Source organism: Dinoroseobacter sp. S76 (genome assembly GCF_049801095.1).
GTDB lineage: Bacteria > Pseudomonadota > Alphaproteobacteria > Rhodobacterales > Rhodobacteraceae > Dinoroseobacter.
In genome coordinates this window covers 431,031-452,624 of the sequence record NZ_JBNAGH010000002.1, presented here as the reverse complement: position 1 = coordinate 452,624, position 21,594 = coordinate 431,031, and the positions used below count along the sequence as shown (strand labels likewise).

15 protein-coding genes and 2 tRNA genes are annotated in these 21,594 nt (G+C 64.4%); 14 read left to right on the top strand and 3 right to left on the bottom strand.

Annotated features, from left to right (window positions below; all coding sequences use genetic code 11):
- The first annotated feature begins 20 nt into the window (after positions 1 to 20).
- The 7 genes from ACP153_RS07975 to ACP153_RS07945 all read left to right on the top strand — a co-directional run bounded on the left by ACP153_RS07975 (position 21) and on the right by ACP153_RS07945 (position 8,778).
- Positions 21 to 908, top strand: coding sequence for a LysR family transcriptional regulator (locus ACP153_RS07975; protein ID WP_424970445.1), 888 nt, complete (start codon positions 21 to 23; stop codon positions 906 to 908).
- Positions 909 to 995: 87 nt separating this feature from the next.
- Entirely contained in the window at positions 996 to 1,814 is an 819-nt protein-coding gene (locus tag ACP153_RS07970; protein ID WP_424970444.1) for a putative hydro-lyase, read from the top strand.
- 34 nt (positions 1,815 to 1,848) lie between these two features.
- Positions 1,849 to 2,886 carry a TRAP transporter substrate-binding protein gene (locus ACP153_RS07965; protein WP_424970443.1) on the top strand — a complete coding sequence of 346 codons (1,038 nt, stop codon included), beginning with the start codon at positions 1,849 to 1,851 and terminating at the stop codon, positions 2,884 to 2,886.
- Positions 2,887 to 2,942: 56 nt separating this feature from the next.
- Positions 2,943 to 3,506: a TRAP transporter small permease subunit gene (locus ACP153_RS07960; protein WP_424970442.1), complete on the top strand. Its 564-nt coding sequence runs from the start codon at positions 2,943 to 2,945 to the stop codon at positions 3,504 to 3,506.
- A gap of 4 nt (positions 3,507 to 3,510) precedes the next feature.
- Positions 3,511 to 4,794: a TRAP transporter large permease gene (locus tag ACP153_RS07955; RefSeq protein WP_424970441.1), complete on the top strand. Its 1,284-nt coding sequence runs from the start codon at positions 3,511 to 3,513 to the stop codon at positions 4,792 to 4,794.
- 72 nt (positions 4,795 to 4,866) lie between these two features.
- Positions 4,867 to 8,439 (top strand): hydantoinase B/oxoprolinase family protein, encoded by a 3,573-nt coding sequence (locus ACP153_RS07950; RefSeq protein ID WP_424970440.1) that lies wholly within the window; start codon positions 4,867 to 4,869, stop codon positions 8,437 to 8,439.
- A gap of 262 nt (positions 8,440 to 8,701) precedes the next feature.
- A tRNA-Asp gene (locus tag ACP153_RS07945) sits at positions 8,702 to 8,778 on the top strand.
- A gap of 63 nt (positions 8,779 to 8,841) precedes the next feature.
- Here the strand turns inward: ACP153_RS07945 and ACP153_RS07940 are convergent.
- Positions 8,842 to 10,425 (bottom strand): leucine-rich repeat domain-containing protein, encoded by a 1,584-nt coding sequence (locus ACP153_RS07940; protein WP_424970439.1) that lies wholly within the window; start codon positions 10,423 to 10,425, stop codon positions 8,842 to 8,844.
- A gap of 151 nt (positions 10,426 to 10,576) precedes the next feature.
- On the opposite strand from ACP153_RS07940, the gene ACP153_RS07935 reads away from it, so the two are divergent.
- From ACP153_RS07935 to uvrA, 7 genes are all read left to right on the top strand, one after another.
- Positions 10,577 to 10,653 (top strand) — tRNA-Asp (locus ACP153_RS07935).
- Between the two features lie 172 nt (positions 10,654 to 10,825).
- Positions 10,826 to 12,109: an MFS transporter gene (locus ACP153_RS07930; protein ID WP_424970438.1), complete on the top strand. Its 1,284-nt coding sequence runs from the start codon at positions 10,826 to 10,828 to the stop codon at positions 12,107 to 12,109.
- A gap of 94 nt (positions 12,110 to 12,203) precedes the next feature.
- Entirely contained in the window at positions 12,204 to 12,797 is a 594-nt protein-coding gene (locus tag ACP153_RS07925) for a DUF924 family protein (protein WP_424970437.1), read from the top strand.
- Between the two features lie 66 nt (positions 12,798 to 12,863).
- Entirely contained in the window at positions 12,864 to 14,261 is a 1,398-nt protein-coding gene (gene lpdA, locus ACP153_RS07920; protein ID WP_424970435.1) for a dihydrolipoyl dehydrogenase, read from the top strand.
- A 147-nt stretch (positions 14,262 to 14,408) separates the two neighbouring features.
- Entirely contained in the window at positions 14,409 to 15,038 is a 630-nt protein-coding gene (locus tag ACP153_RS07915) for a choice-of-anchor C family protein (RefSeq protein WP_424970434.1), read from the top strand.
- A 123-nt stretch (positions 15,039 to 15,161) separates the two neighbouring features.
- The gene (locus ACP153_RS07910; protein WP_424970433.1) at positions 15,162 to 16,340 is read left to right on the top strand and encodes an MFS transporter; all 1,179 of its coding nucleotides are present in this window, start codon (positions 15,162 to 15,164) and stop codon (positions 16,338 to 16,340) included.
- Between the two features lie 100 nt (positions 16,341 to 16,440).
- Positions 16,441 to 19,299, top strand: a complete 2,859-nt coding sequence (gene uvrA, locus ACP153_RS07905) for an excinuclease ABC subunit UvrA (protein WP_424970432.1) — start codon at positions 16,441 to 16,443, stop codon at positions 19,297 to 19,299.
- A 174-nt stretch (positions 19,300 to 19,473) separates the two neighbouring features.
- On the opposite strand, the gene ACP153_RS07900 is transcribed toward uvrA, so the two are convergent.
- Both ACP153_RS07900 and ACP153_RS07895 read right to left on the bottom strand, forming a co-directional pair.
- Entirely contained in the window at positions 19,474 to 21,012 is a 1,539-nt protein-coding gene (locus ACP153_RS07900; protein WP_424970431.1) for an alanine/glycine:cation symporter family protein, read from the bottom strand.
- A gap of 11 nt (positions 21,013 to 21,023) precedes the next feature.
- Entirely contained in the window at positions 21,024 to 21,461 is a 438-nt protein-coding gene (locus ACP153_RS07895) for a universal stress protein (RefSeq protein ID WP_424970430.1), read from the bottom strand.
- Between the last annotated feature and the right edge of the window lie 133 nt (positions 21,462 to 21,594).

The following is a 21,594-nucleotide window of genomic DNA, read 5'->3' as shown; positions in this document are numbered from 1 at the left end:
TTCCCCCCAGGAAAGCCCCCATGCGCCGCCTGAAGCTCGACCATCTCCAGACCTTCCTCGCCGTCGCCCAGTATCACAGCGTCAGCAAGGCCGCCGATGCGCTGCATCTGACCCAGCCTGCGGTTACATCGCGGATCAAGGCGCTGGAGGAGACCCTGGGCACCGAGCTATTTGAGCGCAACGCAAAAGGCATGCGCCTGACCCAGCGGGGCGACCTGCTGGTCCATTACGCGCAGCAGTTCCAGCATCTGACCAATCTCGTGGAGGAGCGCGTGGTCGATGCCCATGCGGTGGAGCAGCTTTTGCGCCTTGGGGTCTCGGAAACCATCGCCCAAAGCTGGCTACCGGATTTCGTCGGCGCCCTGCGCAGCACCTATCCCAAGCTGCGGGTCGAGATCTCGGTCGATATCTCTCTGAACCTGCGCCAGCAGTTGATGGGCCGCGAGATTGACCTTGCGATCCTGCTTGGTCCGATTTCGGATTACACGGTGGACAATGCGGTTCTGCCCGACGTGCCGCTGTCCTGGTTCCGCGCCCCGGGGGCAGATCCGGACCCCGCGGCCCCGGTGGATCTCGCCCAGATCCCGATCGCAACCTATGCGAAAAACACGCGCCCTTACAGGGAGTTGCGCGAGGCGATGTTCGAACGCTTCGGCCCCGAAGTCTCGCTCTTTCCTTCCTCGTCGCTCTCCTCCTGTTTCCGGCTGGTCGAAGCCGGGCTCTGCGTTGGCGCGTTGCCCGTGTCCCTGGCCGCATCCTCTCTCGCAGAGGGGCGGCTGGTGCAGTTCGACCCGGGCTGGGTGCCGGCGCCTTTGCGCTTTTCCGCCTCCTATCTGAGCGAGCCGCGCAACCATCTGGTGGAGGCCGCTGCCGGCATGGCGCAGCAGATCGCGCGGGCAGAGATATAAAAAATCTCTATGGATTGATCCAAAATATTTGGATTTGATTTTATGAGACCTTGCGCGGATCGTAGCCGGAACCATGAGGATTCGACCGTGCCGCAAGATTTTGAACCCCTGAAATCGGTAACAACCGCGCAGATGCGCGCCCAGATCCGGACCTGTGCCTATCGCGGGCACACGGCCGGATTGGGGGGCAAGACCCTGCAGGCGAACCTTGCGATCCTGCCCGAGGCGCTCGCGCTGGACTTCATGCGGTTTTGCCAGCGCAACCCGAAACCCTGCCCGCTGGTGGGGGTGTCGGATACGGGCAATCCGATGCTGACAACCCTGGGCGCGGATATCGATGTGCGCACGGATGTGCCCGCCTATTACGTCTATCGCGACGGGGGGCTCGCCGAGACGGTCCATGACCTGAACGCCCATTGGCGGGACGATTTCGTGACCTTCGCCTTGGGGTGTTCCTTCACCTTCGAGCATGCGCTGCAGGAGGCGGGCTTCGACCTCTGGCACATCGCGCAGAACACCACCGTTCCGATGTTTGCCAGCAATATCCAGACCGTCCCGGCGGGCCCGTTCCAAGGCCCCATGGTGGTCAGCATGCGCCGGATCCCAAACGACCGGCTGGACGAGGTGGTCGCGATCTCGCGCCGCTTCCCGCTGGCCCATGGCGGCCCGGTCCATATGGGCGATCCCGCCGAGATCGGCATCGCCGATCTCTCCCGCCCTGACTGGGGCGATCCGGCCCCGGAGGCGCCCGGCACCACGCCGGTCTTCTGGGCCTGCGGGGTCACGCCTCAGGCCGCGATCATGCATGCCCGCCCCGAGATCTGCATCACCCACAAACCCGGGCATATGCTCATCACCGATATCGCCGATGACGCCGAGACCCCGATTTTCTCGGCCCAACCCTGACACCCAAACAAAAATCCAACAGGAGACAGACCCCATGAAAACACTTGCAACAACCCTTGGCGCCCTGGCCCTCACCGCCAGCGCAGCCATGGCCGACAGCCCCGTGGTCCTCAATGCCGTGGGCACCTGGTCCAGCCTGACGAATTACCAGAAACACGAAGAGCCCTTCTTCAACCAGCGCCTCAACGAAGCTTCGGGCGGCAATATCGTCGGCAAGATCCAGTCCCAGTCCGGGCTTGGCCTGAAAGGGTTCGAGATCATGCGTCTGGTCAAGAACGGTGTCTTTGATTTCGCCTTCGGCCTGCCGGGCTATGTGGCCGCCGAGAACGCGATCTTCGAGGGGGCGGATCTGTCTTCCCTGACGCAGGATATCGACACCCAGCGTAAGGTCTCCGACGCCTATTTCCCGACGCTCGAGGCAGCCTTCGCGGATATCTACAACGCCAAGCTGCTGATGCTCTATCCGTTCCCGAGCCAAACGCTCTGGTGCAATGGCGAGGTGAACGGCATCGCCGATCTCGATGGCAAGAAGATCCGCGTCTATTCCACCACGCTGGGCGATTTCGTCGAGGGTGTCGGCGGGACCTCCGTGACCGTGGCCTTCTCCGAAGTGATCCCGGCGCTGGAAAAGGGCGTTGTGGATTGCGCGATCACCGGGACCATGTCCGCCTACACGGCCAAGTGGAATCAGGTCGCGACCCATGCCTATACCCTGCGCGTGGGCTGGGGACTCGCCTTTGGGGCGATGAACATGGACAAGTGGAACAGCCTCTCGGCGGATCAGCAGGCCCTGCTGCAGACCGAGATCGCGACGCTGACGGACGCGATGTGGGCCGAGACCGCCACCGAGGATGACGTGGCCATCTCCTGCATCACCGGCGGGGCCTGCGACGTGGGTGAGCCGGGCGCCATGACCCTGGTTGAGCCCTCGGCTGAGGATCTCGCCCTGCGCGACACGATTGCCACGGATGTGGTGCTGGCCCGCTGGGCCGAGCGCTGTGGCGAGGATTGCGCTGCCAATTGGAACGAGACCGTGGGTCCGATCCTCGGCCTGACCGCCGCCGCCAAGTAAGCCCATCGCCCGGGGCGGGTCGCACCGCCCCGGGACCGATCCGAAGGAATTCCCCCATGCTTGATACGCTTCTTAACGGCACACGCAGGCTGAGCCTCGTGCTGACCTGGATCGGCGGATCGCTGATCGTGCTCTCGGCCTTTCTGGTCACGCTGGAGGTCTTCCTGCGCAAGCTCTTCAATGTCTCCCTCGGAGGCGCGGATGAGATCTCGGGCTATGCCTTCGGGGTGGCCACGGCCCTCGCGCTGTCCTTTGCCCTCTTCGAGCGCGCCCATATCCGTGTCGATGCCCTCTTGGGGGTGATCCCCAAGGTGCTGCATCCGCTGATCAACCTGCTGGGGCTACTCCTGCTCACGGGCTTCGCGCTTGTGGTTGTGGTGATGGTCTGGAGCATGGTGGGCGACACGCTCGACAACGGCTCCCGCTCGATCACGCCCATGCGCGTGCCCCTCGCGATCCCGCAGATCCCCTGGATGCTCGGCTGGATGTTCTTTGTCTTCTCCGGTCTGCTGATCGCCCTTGTGGCCATCCGTCAGTACTTTCTCGGCGACGAGGCCGGGGTGCAGGAACTGATCGGCGTGAAATCCCTCGACGAACAAATCGAAGACGAAACGGTCTGACCCGATGCTCCTGAAAACGCTTCTTATCCTGCTGGCCCTCATTGGGTTGGCCGTCCCCATTGCGGCTTCGCTGGGCTGGCTTGGCCTGATCCTGCAATGGACCGACAGTCCCATGCCACTGCACCGGGCGATCTCGGACATGGCCTGGCAGACCTCTACCGACTTCCTGCTGGTCGCCATCCCGATGTTCGTCATGATGGGGGAGATCCTGCTCCGCGCCGGCATCACCGAACGGATGTATGACGGCATCGTCAAATGGCTGGGCTGGCTGCCCGGGGGGCTGATGCACTCCAATATCGGCAGCTCCGCGCTCTTTGCGGCGACCTCCGGCTCCTCCGTGGCCACGGCGGCCACGATTGGCACTGTCGCTGTCCCGCAAATCAAGAAGCGCGGCTATAATGAGAGCCTCTTTCTCGGCACCGTCGCGGCCGGGGGCACGCTGGGCATCCTGATCCCGCCCTCGATCAACCTGATCCTCTATGGGCTGCTGACCAACACCTCCGTGCCCGAGCTCTACCTCGCGGGGTTCCTGCCGGGCTTCCTTCTGGCGCTGCTCTTCATGGCCACCGTGGTCGTGGCCTGCATGATCAAGCCCGAATGGGGCGGTGAGAAACTGCGCCACACATGGGCCGAGCGGTTCCGGGCCCTTCCGGCGCTCATCCCGCCTCTGGGGATCTTCATGGTGGTGGTCGGCTCGATCTATGCCGGGCTTGCCACCCCGACCGAGGCGGCCGCGTTGGGCGTGGTGGCGGCCATGGTGCTCGCGGCCTTCAACCGCAAGCTCAGCCTCGACATGATGCGCCAGGCCATCGAGGGGACCATGCGGACCACGGCCATGATCATGCTGATCATCATCGCGGCGGTTTTCCTCAACTTCGTCCTGTCGATCATCGGCCTCACCCAGGCGCTGACGGATTTCGTCACCGGCCTCGGCTGGAGCCCGATGCAGACCATGCTGATGATCGTCGCGGTTCTGATCCTGATCGGCTGCTTCATGGAAACACTGTCGATGCTGCTCACCATGGCGCCGCTGATCACGCCCATCGTGGTGGCGCTGGGCTTTGATCCGGTCTGGTTCGGGATCCTGCTGATGGTCCTCTTGGAGACCGCGCTGATCACACCGCCCATCGGGATCAACCTTTACGTGGTGCAGGGGATCCGCAAGGCCGGGCCGATGATCGATGTGATCCGGGGGGCGCTGCCCTTCGTGGTGACCATGTTCGTCATGCTCGCGCTCTTGCTCTTGTTCCCGCAATTGGCCCTGTGGTTGCCGTCACTCGTCTACTGACGCAGCGCAACCCTTTTCACACTTCAACACGGAATGACTGCCGGCGCTGCCGGCACATAGAGGAGCTTTGCCATGTGGCAGTTTTGGGTGGACCGGGGGGGAACCTTCACCGATATCGTGGCGCGCCGCCCGGATGGAGCGCTGCAGACGCATAAACTGCTCTCCGAAAACCCGGAGCGCTATGCGGACGCCGCCGTCCAGGGGGTGCGCGAGCTCATGGGGCTCGGTGCAGAGGATCCGATCCCCGAGGGGGCGATCCAGGCGGTGAAGATGGGCACGACCGTGGCCACCAACGCTCTGTTGGAGCGGAAGGGCGAGCGCACGCTTCTCTTGATCACCAAGGGTCTGCGGGATCTCTTGCGGATCGGGTATCAAAACCGGCCCCGGCTCTTTGATCTGCAGATCACGCTGCCCGAGTTGCTCTATGATGACGTGATCGAGGTTGAGGAGCGCATTGGCGCCGAGGGGGAGGTCATCACCCCGCTCGATACGGACGCCACCCGTGCCGCGCTGGCGCAGGCCCACGGGGAAGGCTACCGCTCCGTCGCGGTGGCGCTCATGCACAGCTATCGCCATCCGGACCATGAGAAGGCCATCGGCGAGATCGCCCGGGATATCGGCTTCCCCCAGGTCTCCCTCAGTCATGAGGTCAGCCCCCTGATCAAGCTTGTGGGACGTGGCGATACCGCTGTGGTCGATGCCTATCTCTCGCCGATCCTGCGCCGCTATGTGGATCAGGTCGCAGGCGCGCTGGGCGCGGGCAGCGACGGGGCGGCGCAGCTCATGTTCATGCAATCGAATGGAGGCCTGACCGATGCGGCGCTCTTTCAGGGGCGCGACGCGATCCTGTCGGGCCCTGCCGGGGGTGTGGTCGGCATGGTACGGACGGCGGCGGCCTGCGGCTATGACAAGCTGATCGGCTTTGACATGGGCGGGACCTCCACGGATGTCTGCCACTACGCGGGGGCCTATGAGCGGTCCTTTGAGACCGAAGTCGCGGGCGTGCGGATGCGCGCGCCGATGATGTCGATCCATACGGTCGCCGCCGGGGGTGGGTCCATCCTCAGCTACCGGGACGGAAGGATGCAGGTCGGCCCGGAAAGCGCGGGCGCCAACCCAGGACCCGCCGCCTACCGCCGGGGCGGGCCGCTCACCGTGACCGATTGCAACGTGCTGCTCGGCAAGTTGCAGCCCGATCACTTCCCCCCGGTCTTTGGCCCGAACGGGGACCAGCCCCTGGACCGGGACGTGGTGCGCGCCAAGTTCATGGCACTCGCCGCCGAGATCGGCACTGACAAGAGTGTCGAGGAGCTTGCCGAGGGCTTCCTGCGCATCGCGGTCGAGAACATGGCCAACGCGATCAAGAAGATCAGCGTGCAGCGCGGCTATGATGTGACCCAGTACACGATGAACTGCTTTGGCGGGGCCGGGGGACAGCATGCCTGCCTCGTGGCCGACGCACTGGGGATGGAGCGGATCTTCATCCATCCCTATGCCGGGGTGCTCTCCGCCTTCGGGATGGGGCTCGCCGATATCTCCGCCATGCGGGAGCATCAGTTTCAGGGGGCGCTCAGCGACCCGGAGGCGGTCGCGCGCATCGCCGCGCTCTCGGAGGCTGCCCGGGCGGAAGTTGCCGCTCAGGGCGTGTCCGGGGACGAGATCCATGTGGTCTCCACCGCCCATATCCGACCCGCCGACGCGCAGCAGAGCCTCGCCGTGCCCTTCGGGCCGCCGGAGGGGATGCGTACGGCCTTCACCCAGGCCCATCAGCAACGTTTTGGCTTTGCGCCGGAGACCTCGGATCTGATCATCGAGATGCTGGTGGTCGAGGCTGTGGGCAAGACCGGCGAAGACGTGACCCTGCCGGACGCCGCTCCCATGCCCCTCAACGAAATACACGTGCCGCTCTATACCGAAGGCGCCCGCCGGGACGTGCCGCTGGTGGACCGCACACGCCTCCGCCCGGGCCAAAGCGTCACCGGCCCCGCGATCCTCACCGAGCCCACGGGCACGAACATGGTCGAGCCCGGTTGGACCGCGACCTGTCTCGCCGGGGGCAATCTGGTCCTGACCCGCGAGGTGCCGCTGGCCCGGGCCGAAGCCATCGGCACGTCCGTCGATCCGGTGATGCTTGAAGTCTTCAACAACCTCTTCATGTCCATCGCCGAGCAGATGGGCGCGACCCTCGCCAACACCGCCTATTCGGTGAACATCAAGGAGCGCTTCGACTTCTCCTGCGCGATCTTCGACCAAAACGGCGATCTGGTGGCCAACGCCCCCCATGTGCCCGTGCATCTCGGCTCCATGTCTGAAAGCGTCCGCACGATCCTGCGCCAGAATGCAGGGCGGATCCGGCCCAGCGACGTGTTCATGATGAACAACCCCTATAACGGCGGGACCCATTTGCCGGACGTGACAGTGATCACCCCGGTCTTTGACGCGGCCGGGGCCGAGATCCTCTATACGGTCGCCTCCCGCGGGCACCACGCGGATATCGGCGGCAAGACCCCGGGCTCCGCCCCGCCCGACAGCCGCCATATCTCCGAGGAAGGCGTGCTCATCGAAAATGTCCGCCTCGTGGATCAGGGCGTCTTGCAGGAGAAGGCCGTCCGGACCCTGCTGGCCTCCGGCCCCTATCCCTGCCGCAACGTGGATCAGAACATGGCCGATCTCGCCGCCCAGATCGCCGCCAACGAGACCGGCGCGTCCGAGCTGCGCAAGATCACGGGGCAGTTCGGCCTCCAGACCGTGCAGGCCTATATGGGCCATGTGCAGGACAATGCCGAAGAGAGCGTCCGCCGTGTCCTCGATGTCCTGCGGGACTGCGAGTTCACCTATCCGCTCGATGGCGGTGCGCAGATCCAGGTGGCAATCTCCGTCGACCACGCGGCGCGGTCCGCGCTGATCGACTTCACCGGCACCTCGGACCAGTCGCCCCTGAACTATAACGCGCCGCTGGCGATCTGCCGGGCCGTGGTCCTCTATGTCTTCCGCACCCTGGTGGGCAGCGACATCCCGATGAACGAGGGCTGCCTGAAACCCCTGCGCCTGATCGTGCCCGAAGGCTCCATGATCAATCCGCGCGCGCCCGCCGCCGTGATCTCCGGCAATACGGAGGTCAGCCAGGCGATTGCCGATGCGCTCTATGGCGCGCTGGGCGTGGTGGCCGGATCGCAGGGCACCATGAACAATTTCGTCTACGGCAATGCGCGCTTCCAGAACTACGAGACGATCTGCGGCGGCACCGGCGCCGGGGCGGGCTTTGACGGCACGAGTGCGGTGCACAGCCATATGACCAACACCCGCATGACCGACCCGGAGGTGCTCGAAACCCGCTTCCCCGTGCGGCTCGAGGAGTTCTCGATCCGCCGCGGCTCCGGCGGGGCGGGGACCCATCGCGGCGGGGACGGGATCTGCCGTCAGCTGCGTTTTCTTGAGGAGGCGACGGTTACTGTCCTGTCCTCCCACCGCGAAACGGCCCCCCATGGCGCGCGCGGCGGCAGCGCAGGACAGGTGGGTCAGAACGCGGTGAAACGCGCAGATGGTCAGCACGTCGCGCTGGGCGGGAACGATCAGGCAGTGCTGCAACCGGGCGACATCTTCGCAATGTGCACGCCCGGGGGCGGCGGTTTCGGCACGCCCTAGGGATCGGTGGCGCCCCTAAGGGAGGGGCGCCTGTCTCGCGGGGCGAGAGACAGCGCGCGCCGCACCAGCCAGCCCATTCCGAGAGGGCCTCAGCAGACCCCGCGCCCAGCCGCGAAGCCCGGAGGGCAGGGCCCAAGGCCCTGCCTGCACGCGGTGCGTTCGAGCGGCAGACCCTCCGAGCAGAGAAAATGCGACTTCTGCAATTATCCGCCCCCGATCCGCTTGACGTCCCCGACGCGCCTGCCTAAACACACCGTCACGCGCGGTTGTAGCTCAGTTGGTTAGAGTACCGGCCTGTCACGCCGGGGGTCGCGGGTTCGAGCCCCGTCAACCGCGCCACTTCTCCTCCTTCGACCCTTGACCGGACAAAGCGACGCGACTGCCATAGGCTGTTTGCCCTCGCTAAAGCAACGTCCCGCCCGGCCCTTTGGGACCCAGCACCGTCGTCAAAAGGTCCCGAACCCAGGAGATGAATGCACTGCCCCAGCCCTGCGCAGCGGTCCAGATCGCATCTTTGTTGGCGCTGATCCAATCAGCCGCCCATTGATACCCATCCGCGCCCGCTTGGTTCAAACTGCCGACCACCAGAGCGCCCACGCCCGCCACGAGCCCCTGCACAAACAGCTTTCGCGCCTGCGACAGCCGCCCTTTCGACTGCGAGGCGGTCAGAGCCCCGGCCACCTGCTGCGCAGTGTCAGTTGCAGGAACCTGCGCATCGGCAACCGTCCGGGCCAAACGGCGTTCGCTTTCTGCCTCCACCTCCGGCACAGGCTTGCCGGCAAACTCGGCATTGCGGGCCTCCATCAAAACGACTTCCGGATGCCCCACGGTGATCCCCGGCCCATGGCGGAGCACCTGTCCGATGGCTAGGCGGCAATCGGGATCCATTTGCTCCGCCTTGGGGCGGTTGGCATCTTCTGCGCGAATTTCCTCCAGCGCGGAGAGTTGTAGGTGGATGCCGAGAATACTCGCGGTCTCGAAAGGACCAGAGGTCAACTCCCGCAGTGCCCGCGCTGGGTGCGACAGCTCTGGATACCGGTTGCCCTTTTGAAGCAACGCCTCCGCAAAGCCGCCCAACTGCGCATAAAGCTGCGCCTTGATCGGATCCGACAGGTCCGCTTCAGTCGTCGAGCCCGGCGCGACATCGACACCCTCCGGACTGACCCGGACCTCGGGAACGCCCGGCACATCCGGCGGATCAGGCAGCGGTGACGGAGCGGCTTTCTCCGGCGCCCGCCATGGCAAAGGCTCCGGCAGTGGCGGCAAGCTGTGCAAATAGGCCAAGGTCTCCGCGGTCCGCTTCCGTGCATTTCCCACGGCCGCAAGACGGCGCAGCTCCGGGTCCATATCCGTCGCCGCAGTGCCTGCAAATCGAAGGCCTAAATACGAAGTCGCGCCCTCTTTCGGGATCAAAAATTGGTGTCCCGCAAGCACCCGCAAGTCGCTGACTTGCGTTTTGTCGAGGGCGAGGCTCTGCAGCCCGGTGGTCCCGGCGAGCGGCGCGATGTCAGCAACCTGCGTGCTCATGAGGTAGAGGTTCTGCAGCCCGGTGATCTCGGCGAGGGGATCGATGTCTGCGACCCGCGTGCCGCTGAGGAGGAGGGTTTTCAACCCGGTGATCCCGGCGAGGGAAGCGATGTCCGCAACCTGTGTGTAGCGGAGGTCGAGGTTCCGCAGCCCGGTGATCCCGGCGAAGGGGGAGATGTCCGCGACCTGCGTGTTGCTGAGGTCAAGACGTCGAAGGTTGCGGACCTCAGTGATCTCCTCGGGGATCTCCCGTAACGCGCGGAACCGGTCATTGTTAAAGTCGAGTTCTGTTTCCTCGGCAGCAATGACGCGGGCGATCTCGATCTTGGCGGCGGCGAAGGCGCGGGCGGCGTCGTTGGTCTCGCTCAAGTGGCACGTGGCTCCTTGGCGCGGCTTGGGGGAGTGTGCCCGTAAATCCGCGTAGATGCCAAGGGGCTTCCGGCCGTGCAGAGCGCGCAAAAGCTTAACGGAGCGTACGCAGGTGCCCGACACTTGCCCGACAGATGTCCGACAAAACGCCGACAGTTGGCAGACCGGGGAAATACGGGTGCAGATCGGTGTTTTTTGCCATTGACGCCCCGCGCCAAACCCCCTAGATCCGCCGCTACGCGCGGTTGTAGCTCAGTTGGTTAGAGTACCGGCCTGTCACGCCGGGGGTCGCGGGTTCGAGCCCCGTCAACCGCGCCACTTTCCCCCCGTCCGATCTTCTTGCGCCCGGCAGAAATGTCCGGGTACAGCGCCCGGGTGCGGCACGCCATTTCCCGCCAAGGGCTGGCTGCGACATGACCGAGTCGGTGACGGACATGCGCGGATCCGACGGATTCGCTACGTGATGAGAAACACGCTCTAAGGCTTTGCTATGATACAGGTTTTCCGCTCCTCTTGGGCGCTTCTCTTTGGGATTTTCCTCCTGATGGGGGGCAACGGGATCATTGCGACCGTGCTCGGTCTGCGCGGCGCGTTGGAGGGGTTCTCCGCCCTGCAGATGTCCGTGGTCATGACCGGCTACTTCGCGGGGTTTCTGGGTGGATCCTCCATGACCCCGGCGATGATCCGGCGGGTGGGACATGTGCGGGTTTTCGCCGCCCTGGGCTCGTTCATCTCCGCGGCGCTCATCCTCTTTCCGGTCTTCACCGACCCGTGGATCTGGACCGCGCTGCGGGTGCTGGTCGGGTTCTGTTTCGCTGGGGTTTATGTGACCGCCGAAAGCTGGCTCAACAACGCCTCGACCAATGAGACGCGGGGCAGCGCGATGGCGATCTATGGCGTGATCCTGACTGCGGGGATCGTGGCGGCCCAGTGGTTCGTGAGCCTTGGGGATCCGTCTGGTTTCCTGCTCTTCATCCTGCCGTCGATCCTCGTGTCGATCTCCTTTGCTCCGATCCTTCTCACGGTGACGCCGGCGCCGGCCTTCGAGACCGCCAAGCCCATGAGCTTTGTCGAGGTGTTTCGCGCCTCGCCCCTGGGGCTGGTGGGGATGGTGATGATGGGCGGCATCTACTCCGCGCTCTTCGGCATGGCCTCGGTCTATGGCACCGAGGCCGGGCTGACCATCGGGCAGATCTCGACCTTCGTGGCCGCCGTATATCTCGGTGGGATGGTCCTGCAATTCCCCATCGGCTGGATCTCGGACCGGGCGGATCGGCGGCTGTTGATCCTGCTGGTTTCGGCCTTCGGGGCCGGGGGCGCTGTGCTCGCGGCCTTGGGGATTGGCGGGTATTACGGCCTCCTGGCGGCGAGCTTCCTGATCGGGGGCACGGCCAATCCGCTCTACGCGCTCTTGATCGCTTACACCAACGATTACCTCGATGCCGCGGACATGCCCGCCGCCGCCGGACGACTGGTCTTTGCCAATGGCCTCGGCGCGGTGGCGGGACCGCTCTTCACCGGTTGGCTCATGGGGCAGGTTGGGCCCGAGGGGTTCTTCGTTTTCATCTTCGGGCTCATGGCCGCACTGGCCGCCTATGCGGCCTGGCGCATGACCCGCCGTCCGGCTGGCTCGGTCGAGGACTCCGGCGTTTACCTTGCAGCAGTGCCCGCAGCCTCCCCGGTTTCGGTCGCCGTCTTCCAGGAGGCGGCCGCCGAAGCCGCCGAGGAAGCGGCGGAAGAGGCTGCCGAAGACAGTGCCATGGCCGCAAGCTGATCCGGTATCTCGCCCCCGATCCGCGCATGTGGATTGAATCCGTTGGAGTTTCCCCTCACTAATAGGGGGCGCAGTCCGATCGGGGGAGGGATCGATGCAGACACCGAAGGCGGTTTTGGATTTCTGGCTGACCACGGTCGGCGAGGCGGGCTGGTACAAGGTCGACCCCGAGCTGGACGCGCAGATCACGGCGAAGTTTCAAACCAGCTGGGAGGCCGCCGAGCAGGGCGGTCTGACCGATTGGTGCGTAACCCCGCGCGGCACGCTGGCTTACCTGTTTCTGACGGACCAGTTCCCGCGCAACATGTTTCGCGGCGATGCGCGGTCCTTTGCGACCGATGCGATCGCGGTGAGGGCGGCGAAAAAAGCGGTGGAGCGGTCCTGGGATCTCCGGATCCCGGAGCCGGAGCGGCAGTTCTTTTACCTGCCGATGATGCACGCGGAATCCCTGCCGGATCAGGAGCGGAGTGTGCGCCTGATTGCCGAACGGATGCCCGAATGTGGTGCTTCCAACCTGCTCCATGCGCGGGCCCATCGTCGGGTGATCCGCCAGTTTGGCCGGTTTCCCTATCGCAACGAAGCGCTCGGGCGTGAAACCACGCGGCGCGAAGCCAGCTATCTCGACGAGGGGGGCTATGGCAGCACCGTGCGCGCGATCGAGGCCGAGGATGCGGCAGCGGCCCAGTAACAGCCAAGACATAAAGACTAGCACAACGTCGCCGCAGGACAGCGGCAAGGCGCTTGGGGGGATAAAATGGCAGATGATGCATTCGACCTAGTGGTGATCGGCGCCGGACCGGGGGGCTATGTGGCCGCCATTCGCGCGGCCCAGCTCGGATTGCGCACGGCGATTGTCGAGCGTGAGCATATGGGCGGGATTTGCCTGAACTGGGGCTGCATTCCGACCAAGGCCATGTTGCGCTCCTCGGAGGTGTTCCACCTCATGCACCGCGCCAAGGAGTTCGGGCTGAAGGCAGACGGGATCGGCTACGACCTCGAGGCTGTGGTCAAGCGCAGCCGGGGCATCGCAAAGCAGCTCAATTCCGGCGTCAGCCATCTGATGAAGAAGAACAAGGTCACCGTCGTGATGGGAGCGGCGAAGATCGCGGCCAAGGGGCGGGTCGAGGTTGCCACCGAGAGCGGCACCCGCACACTGAGCGCGCCCAACATCGTGCTGGCCACGGGCGCACGGGCGCGCGAGCTGCCGGGGCTGGAGGCCGATGGCGATCTGGTCTGGACCTACAAACACGCGCTTACCCCGCCGCGCATGCCCAAGAAGCTGCTGGTGATCGGCTCCGGCGCGATCGGGATCGAATTTGCGAGCTTTTACAACACGCTGGGGTGCGAGACGACTGTGGTCGAGGTGATGGACCGCATCCTGCCCGTGGAGGATGCCGAGATCAGCGCCTTCGCCAAGAAGCAGTTCAAGGCTCAGGGCATGACCATCCTCGAGAAGGCCAAAGTCGCCAAGCTCGACCGTGGCAAGGGCAGCGTTACCGCCCATATCGAGCAGGGCGGCAAGACCAGCCAGAGCCAGTTCGACACGGTGATCTCCGCTGTGGGCATCGTCGGGAATACCGAGGATCTGGGGCTCGAGGCGCTCGGGGTGAAGATCGACCGCAGCCATGTGGTGACCGACCCCTATTGCCGGACCGGGGTGGACGGCATCTATGCAATCGGTGACGTGGCCGGGGCGCCCTGGCTCGCCCACAAGGCCAGCCATGAAGGCGTGATGGTGGCCGAGCTGATCGCGGGCGCGGCGGATGTGCATCCGGTCAGCCCCGAGAGCATCGCAGGCTGTACCTATTGCCATCCGCAGATCGCCAGTGTCGGCCTGACCGAGGCCAAGGCCCGCGAAGCCGGGCATGACATCAAGGTCGGGCGCTTTCCCTTCATCGGCAATGGCAAGGCCATCGCCCTGGGGGAGCCTGAGGGGATGATCAAAACCGTGTTCGATGCCAAGACCGGTGAACTTCTGGGGGCGCATATGGTCGGCGCCGAGGTGACCGAGCTCATCCAGGGCTATGTGGTCGGGCGGCAGCTCGAGACCACCGAGGCGGACCTGATGGCGACGGTCTTCCCCCATCCGACGCTCAGCGAAATGATGCACGAATCGGTACTCGACGCCTATGGGCGCGCTTTGCATTTCTGAGGATTGGTTCCGCAGCGTGATCGCTGTGATGCGAAGACGGAAACTGTTTTCACGCAGGCGCGTCTCAGCGGGCTGTGCCTGCTTTGCTTGACGGATGCGCTCCCCTGTTCAAGAATTCACCAGTTTTTGAACGATGGAGGTTGTCACGTGTCCCTTTATAAGTACGCCTTTGCCGCGCTGCTTTTGCTCCTTTCCGCGCTGCAGGCCCAAGCCGTTTCTGTGACCAATGGGGGGTTTGAAGACCCGAAAACCACCGTGAATGTCTATTCCGTTCCGGCCAATCCGATGCCGGGCTGGACTGTGACCTCGGGCAATGTCGAGATCATCCGTAGCCCCACCTGGGCGCCCTCCGAGGGCGAGCAGAGCCTGGACCTCAACGGCGTGCGGCCTGGCACCATTCAGCAGACTGTGGACGGGTTCACGGTCGGCAATGACTATGAGTTGATCTTCGATATGGGCGGCAACTTCTTTGTCGGGGGCTCTACGAGGTCGGCGAATGTGGCGATCGGCCAGACCACGGACAGCTTTACCTATACGCGGGTCGCGGGTGAGAGCGCCTCGGCCTTCACCTGGGAGGAGAAGAAGCTGTCTTTCACGGCAGAGGCGGAGTCCCTGCTCCTGAGCTTTTCTGACACCTCTGGGGCAGCGGCCGCCGGTGCTGCGCTGGATAATATCCGGATCGTGGATCTGGGCGGTATGACGCCGATCCCGCTTCCGGCCGGGGGGCTCTTGCTGCTGACCGGGCTCGTCGCTCTGGGTTTCAAGCGCAGGTCGTAAGCCAGCGACACCGAGCGTGTTGAACGACAGGGCGCGGACCACCCGCGCCCTTTTTCCTGCCGCGATCTGATCCAGCGGCGTTTCGCGCTTGCGATGGCCGGTCCCGCGCGATAGCGCCCCCCTATGTCCCAACCAAGCGCACAGACAAACTGGCCTCTGGTCTTTCTGCTTTGGGCCGCCGGTCTCGGTGCCGCGGCGCAATATGGCAAGGTCAGCGTCGTCTTCGACCAACTGCCGCAGCTTTTCCCGGAGGCTGGCGCCTTACTCGGCTGGGCGGTGTCGCTGGTGGGCAGTGTGGGCATCGTGCTGGGCGTGACCGCGGGCGTGGTCGTGGCGCGTCTGACCGTGCGGCGGGCGCTGGTCTGGGGGCTCTGGCTCGGGGCGGCGGTCTCCCTCCTGCAGGCGCTGGCACCCCCGCTCTGGCTGTTCCTCGTGAGCCGGGTCTTCGAAGGCCTATCCCATCTGGCCATTGTTGTTGCCGCACCGACCCTGATCGCGAGCCTCAGCGCCACGAAAGATCGCGGCGTGACGCTGACCCTTTGGGGGACGTTTTTCGGCGTGGCCTTCGCCATTCTGACCTGGCTGGGACTGCCGCTGGTCGCCCGGTTCGGCGTGCCATCGCTCTTTGCGGCGCATGGGCTCGTCATGGCGGCGGCGGCGCTGGCCATCGGGCTGGCCGTCCCGAAAGAGCCGGTTGCGGACGGGCCGCTCTGGCGGCGGCCGGATTTCGGCGCGCTCTGGGCCAAGCACCTGCAAATCTACCGCAGCCCGCGCCTCGGGGCTCCGGCGGCGGGGTGGCTCTTTTATACCTTCTGTTTCGTGAGCCTTCTGACGCTGCTCCCGCCCTATCTCGACCCGGCGCAGCGCACCTTCCTGATCGGGGCCATGCCGCTCGTGAGCATCATCGCCTCGCTCAGCCTCGGTGTCTGGCTGCTGCGGCGTCTCTCGCCGGTTTCGGTCATCCAGATCGGCTTTGTCAGCTCCGCGCTCTGCGCAGTCTCTCTGATCCTTTTTCCCGGCGATCCTGTCCTCTGTCTGATCTTTGCCGCCTGCCTCGGGCTGGTGCAGGGCGCCAGCTTTGCCTCGGTTCCGGACCTGAACCCGAGTGCGGAGGGACGGATCCTGTCCAATGGGGCGATGGCGCAGACCGGCAATATCGGCAACACGCTGGGCACGCCGGTCCTCTTCGCAATCTCGACCGCCTTCGGCTACTCCGCCATGCTGATCACGCTTGGCGTGGTGCTGTGTTTCGGGGCAACGGCCCATGGGCTGCTCGCTTTGCGGCGGCGGGCGGAGGGCTGATCCGCCCCGTCTTCGCCTGTTCCCCCTTCGTTCGCTTTTTTCGGTTGGAGACTCAGCCCCGAGCGCCTATCTCTTACGGAGCGGTTAACAAGAGGCCCCCATGCCCGAGCTGAAGAAGATCGAGGTGCGCGGCGCGCGCGAGCACAATCTGAAATCCATCGATGTGGATATCCCCCGGGATGAGCTGGTCGTCATCACCGGTCTGTCGGGATCGGGCAAGTCGAGCCTGGCCTTTGACACGATCTATGCCGAGGGCCAGCGCCGCTACGTGGAGAGCCTGAGCGCCTATGCGCGCCAGTTTCTCGACATGATGGAAAAGCCGGATGTGGATCACATCTCGGGGCTCAGCCCGGCGATCTCCATCGAGCAGAAGACCACCTCGAAAAACCCGCGTTCGACCGTCGGCACGGTGACCGAGATTTATGACTATATGCGTCTGCTCTTCGCGCGCGTCGGGACGCCCTATAGCCCCGCCACTGGGCTGCCCATCGAGGCACAGCAGGTGCAGGACATGGTCGACCGGATCATGACCCTAGAGGAGGGGACGCGGGCCTATCTGCTGGCGCCCATCGTGCGGGACCGCAAGGGCGAGTACCGCAAGGAATTCCTTGAGCTGCGCAAGCAGGGGTTCCAGCGGGTGAAGGTCGATGGGGAGTTCCACGACCTCGACACCCCGCCGACCCTGGACAAGAAGTTCCGCCATGATATCGACGTGGTGGTCGATCGGATCGTGGTGAAAGAGGGGATCGAGACCCGGCTGGCCGACAGCCTGCGCACGGCGCTCGATCTGGCCGATGGGATCGCGGTTCTGGAGACTGCGCCGAAAGAGGGCGATCCGGAGCGGCATACCTTCTCCGAAAAATTCGCCTGCCCGGTTTCTGGTTTCACGATCCCCGAGATCGAGCCGCGCCTGTTTTCCTTCAACGCGCCCTTTGGGGCTTGTCCGTCTTGCGATGGTCTTGGTGTGGAGCTCTTCTTTGACGAGCGGCTCGTGGTGCCCGACGCCACGCTCAAGCTCGCCGATGGGGCGCTGGCACCATGGCGCAAGGGGAAGTCGCCCTATTTCCTGCAGACCATCGATGCCATCGCCAAGCATTACGATTTCGATCCCAAGACCCCGTGGAAGGACCTGCCCGTCAAGGTGCAATCGGTCTTCCTGCGCGGCTCGGGAGATGAGGAGATCGCGTTCCGCTATGACGAAGGGGGTCGTGTCTATCAGGTCTCGCGCACCTTTGAGGGCGTGATCCCGAATATGGAGCGGCGCTATCGCGAGACAGATTCCAGCTGGATCCGCGAGGAGTTCGAGCGCTACCAGAACAACCGCTCCTGCGGGGATTGCGGCGGCTACCGCCTGCGGCCCGAAGCGCTGGCGGTCAAGATCGCCGGGCTCCACGTGGGGCAGGTGGTCGAGATGTCGATCCGCGAGGCCTATGAGTGGTGCCAATCGGTGCCCGAGACTCTGACGACGCAGAAGAACGAGATTGCCCGCGCGATCCTGAAAGAGATCCGCGAGCGGCTTGGCTTCCTCAACAACGTGGGCCTCGAATACCTGACGCTCAGCCGGAATGCCGGGACGCTCTCTGGGGGCGAAAGCCAACGGATCCGGCTCGCGAGCCAGATCGGCTCGGGCCTGACCGGGGTGCTCTATGTGCTCGACGAGCCGTCGATCGGCCTGCACCAGCGGGACAATGACCGGCTGCTGACCACGCTGAAGAACCTGCGCGATCAGGGGAACACGGTGATCGTGGTCGAGCATGATGAAGAGGCCGTGCGCGAGGCCGACTACGTCTTCGATATCGGCCCCGGCGCGGGCGTCCATGGCGGGCAGGTTGTGGCCCATGGCACCCCGGCGGAGATCATGGCGAACCCGGCCTCGGTGACCGGTGATTATCTGGCCGGGCGGCGCGAGATCGCCGTCCCCGCCACGCGCCGCAAGGGCAACAAGAAGAAGGTCACCGTCCGCAAGGCGACGGGCAACAACCTGCAGAACGTCACGGTGGATTTCCCGCTCGGCAAGTTTGTCTGCGTGACCGGGGTGTCGGGCGGGGGCAAGTCGACCCTGACCATCGAGACCCTGTTCAAGACCGCCTCCATGCGCCTGAACGGGGCGCGCCAGACGCCCGCGCCTTGCGAGACGATCAAGGGGCTGGAGCATCTGGACAAGGTGATCGACATTGATCAACGCCCGATTGGACGGACGCCGCGCTCGAACCCGGCGACCTATACCGGGGCCTTCACCCCGATCCGTGACTGGTTCGCGGGCCTGCCCGAGGCCAAGACCCGGGGCTACAAGCCCGGCCGGTTCTCGTTCAACGTCAAGGGCGGGCGCTGCGAGGCGTGCCAGGGCGACGGGGTCATCAAGATCGAGATGCACTTCCTGCCGGACGTCTATGTGGAGTGCGAGACCTGCAAGGGCGCGCGTTACAACCGCGAAACTCTGGAGATCAAGTTCAAGGGCAAGTCCATTGCCGATGTGCTCGATATGACGGTGGAGGACGCGCAGGAGTTCTTCAAGGCGGTGCCGAGTATCCGCGAGAAGATGGATGCGCTCATGCGGGTCGGGCTCGGCTATATCAAGGTGGGACAGCAGGCGACCACGCTCTCGGGCGGGGAGGCGCAGCGGGTGAAGCTCAGTAAGGAGCTGGCCAAACGCTCCACGGGTCGGACGCTCTATATCCTCGACGAGCCGACGACGGGTTTGCATTTCGAGGATGTGCGCAAGCTGCTCGAAGTGCTCCATGAGCTGGTGGAGCAGGGCAATACGGTGGTTGTGATCGAGCACAATCTCGACGTGATCAAGACCGCCGACTGGATCATCGATATCGGCCCGGAAGGGGGCGATGGCGGCGGCACGGTTGTGGCCACTGGCACACCCGAGCAGGTGGCCGAGGTGGCGGAGAGCCATACGGGGCGCTACCTCAAGCCGATGCTGAACCCCAAGCGGGTCGCGGCAGAGTAAGCACGCCCTCCGGTGATCCAAGAGCGGTGACCCAATAGCGCGCCTGCGGCGCATTCGGTTTTTGTGAAAGAGGGGGCTCTGCCCCCGTCGCCTGTCGGCGACACCCCCGGAGTATTGTCGGAACAATGAGGGGGAGCGGGCCGATCCGGAGACCGGCCCGCCTGTGTTGAGGGCTTAGCCCTTATGCTCTTTGATCTCGCCGGAGGCGAGGCGCGCCAGGTAGGAGGCGAGTTCGGCCTTCACGATGGGCATCAGCACATAGAGGGCCGCGATGTTGACCACCGCCATGGCGAAGATCGCCGCGTCGGAGAAGTCGATCACCGGGCCGAGGCTGGCCGCCGCGCCGATCACCACGAAGATGCAGAAGATGATCTTGAAGACCAGTTCCTTGGTCTCGCCTTCGCCGAAGAGATAGGTCCAGGCTTTCAGGCCATAGTAGGACCAGGAGATCATGGTCGAGAAGGCGAAGAGGATCACCGCAATCGCGAGGACATAGGGGAACCAGGAGAAGCCGGTCGCAAAGGCCGCCGAGGTCAGGGCCACGCCGGAATTGCCATCCACGGTCATGATCGTGCCGTTCTCGACCATATAGAGGCCGGTTTCGGGGTTGATCATCAGCTGACCGGAGATGGTGATCACCAGCGCGGTCATGGTGCAGATCACCACCGTGTCGATGAAGGGTTCCAGCAGGGAGACATAGCCCTCGGTGATCGGCTCCTTGGTTTTCACCGCGGAGTGCGCGATCGCGGCAGAGCCCACGCCTGCTTCGTTCGAGAAGGCGGCGCGCTTGAAGCCCTGGATCAGGGCGCCGACCATACCGCCGGCCACGCCCAGTCCGGTAAAGGCCCCGGCGAAGATCTGGCCAAAGGCCCAACCGATCTGGTCAAAGTTCACCAGCAGGATGATCAGGGCCACGGCCACATACATCACGCCCATGAAGGGCACGACTTTCTCGGTCACCTTGGCGATGGATTTGATCCCGCCGACGATCACTGCGAAGACGACGCCCGCGAAGATGATGCCGGTGATCCAGCCCGGATAGTCGCCAACAATGCCGGAGATCTGGGCATGGGCCTGGTTGGCCTGGAACATGTTCCCGCCGCCAAGCGCACCGAGGATACAGAAGATCGAGAAGAGCACGGCGAGGAACTTGCCCCCCGGCACGCCTTTCTCGGCAAAGCCCTTGGAGATGTAGTACATCGGGCCGCCGGAGACCGATCCATCCGGGTATTCGTTCCGGTATTTCACCCCGAGCGTGCATTCGGTGAATTTCGAGGCCATGCCGAGCAAGCCGGCCATGATCATCCAGAAGGTCGCGCCGGGACCGCCGATGCCGACAGCTACCGCCACACCGGCGATGTTGCCGAGACCCACCGTGCCCGAGAGGGCCGTGGCCAGGGCTTGGAAGTGACTGACTTCGCCGGCATCATCGGGATCGGAGTAGTCGCCCTTCACCAGCTTGATCGAATGGACGAAGCCCTTGAGCTGGATGAAGCCGAAATAGACCGTGAAAATGGTCGCGGCGATCACAAGCCACATCACGATCCAGGGGAAACTGGTGCCCGGGAAGGGCGCGAAGATCAAACTCACAAAGGGACCAGTGACGGCTGCGAAGGCCTCGTTCACGGTCTGGTCAATGGATTTTGCCTCTTGCGCAAACGCGGCCGTGGAGCCGAGCGCAAGGGCCAATGGGGCAAGAATAGGTGTCTTCATGATGGGGTTCCTCACGGGACGACAGTGACAGGGACGGAGGCGTGGAGGACGAGGTTCACGGTGGAGGTGCCGAAGACCCGGTTGACGAAGCCGCCTTCCGAGCTGCGGGCGACGACGATCTGCTCGGCGCCCTCTGCCTTGGCGACCTTGTCGAGCAGGTCTGCCACATCTCCATGTTTCACGACGCCCTTCGCGGCAAAGCCTGCATCGCTAAGCGTGGCGACAGCCGGGTCAACCACCCGGGTTTGCGCAGTCGTGATCTCTTCCTCGCGGCGTTTGTGCCGCTGCGCGTTTTCCTCTGCTGTCTGAAAGGTGTAAGGCGACCATTCGATGATGAAAGCCACGATGATCTCGCAACTCTCCAGACGTCCAGCCAAGCCCTGGGCATAGGCGAGCGCGCGCTCCCCAGAGCTGCTGCCGTCCAATCCGACGACGATTTTGCTAGTCATATCTGTCCCTGAGACTCCGTTTTTTCGTTATTGGGGGCCGAAAGCAGGCGCGCCTGCTCCCACGAACAATCCCGACTTCGGAATTGCGCCGGGTCAAGCGCCACCCCACGGATGAGCGCGCGGAACCCGACTG

What these genes read in the sequence shown, in the direction of transcription:
- uvrA (WP_424970432.1), top strand. Translation starts at nt 16,441, where the DNA reads ATGCCCGAGCTGAAGAAGATCGAGGTGCGCGGCGCGCGCGAGCACAAT.
- ACP153_RS07895 (WP_424970430.1), bottom strand. Translation starts at nt 21,461, where the DNA reads ATGACTAGCAAAATCGTCGTCGGATTGGACGGCAGCAGCTCTGGGGAG.
- ACP153_RS07960 (WP_424970442.1), top strand. Translation starts at nt 2,943, where the DNA reads ATGCTTGATACGCTTCTTAACGGCACACGCAGGCTGAGCCTCGTGCTG.
- ACP153_RS07975 (WP_424970445.1), top strand. Translation starts at nt 21, where the DNA reads ATGCGCCGCCTGAAGCTCGACCATCTCCAGACCTTCCTCGCCGTCGCC.
- ACP153_RS07955 (WP_424970441.1), top strand. Translation starts at nt 3,511, where the DNA reads ATGCTCCTGAAAACGCTTCTTATCCTGCTGGCCCTCATTGGGTTGGCC.
- ACP153_RS07950 (WP_424970440.1), top strand. Translation starts at nt 4,867, where the DNA reads ATGTGGCAGTTTTGGGTGGACCGGGGGGGAACCTTCACCGATATCGTG.
- ACP153_RS07925 (WP_424970437.1), top strand. Translation starts at nt 12,204, where the DNA reads ATGCAGACACCGAAGGCGGTTTTGGATTTCTGGCTGACCACGGTCGGC.
- lpdA (WP_424970435.1), top strand. Translation starts at nt 12,864, where the DNA reads ATGGCAGATGATGCATTCGACCTAGTGGTGATCGGCGCCGGACCGGGG.
- ACP153_RS07900 (WP_424970431.1), bottom strand. Translation starts at nt 21,012, where the DNA reads ATGAAGACACCTATTCTTGCCCCATTGGCCCTTGCGCTCGGCTCCACG.
- ACP153_RS07930 (WP_424970438.1), top strand. Translation starts at nt 10,826, where the DNA reads ATGATACAGGTTTTCCGCTCCTCTTGGGCGCTTCTCTTTGGGATTTTC.
- ACP153_RS07965 (WP_424970443.1), top strand. Translation starts at nt 1,849, where the DNA reads ATGAAAACACTTGCAACAACCCTTGGCGCCCTGGCCCTCACCGCCAGC.
- ACP153_RS07910 (WP_424970433.1), top strand. Translation starts at nt 15,162, where the DNA reads ATGTCCCAACCAAGCGCACAGACAAACTGGCCTCTGGTCTTTCTGCTT.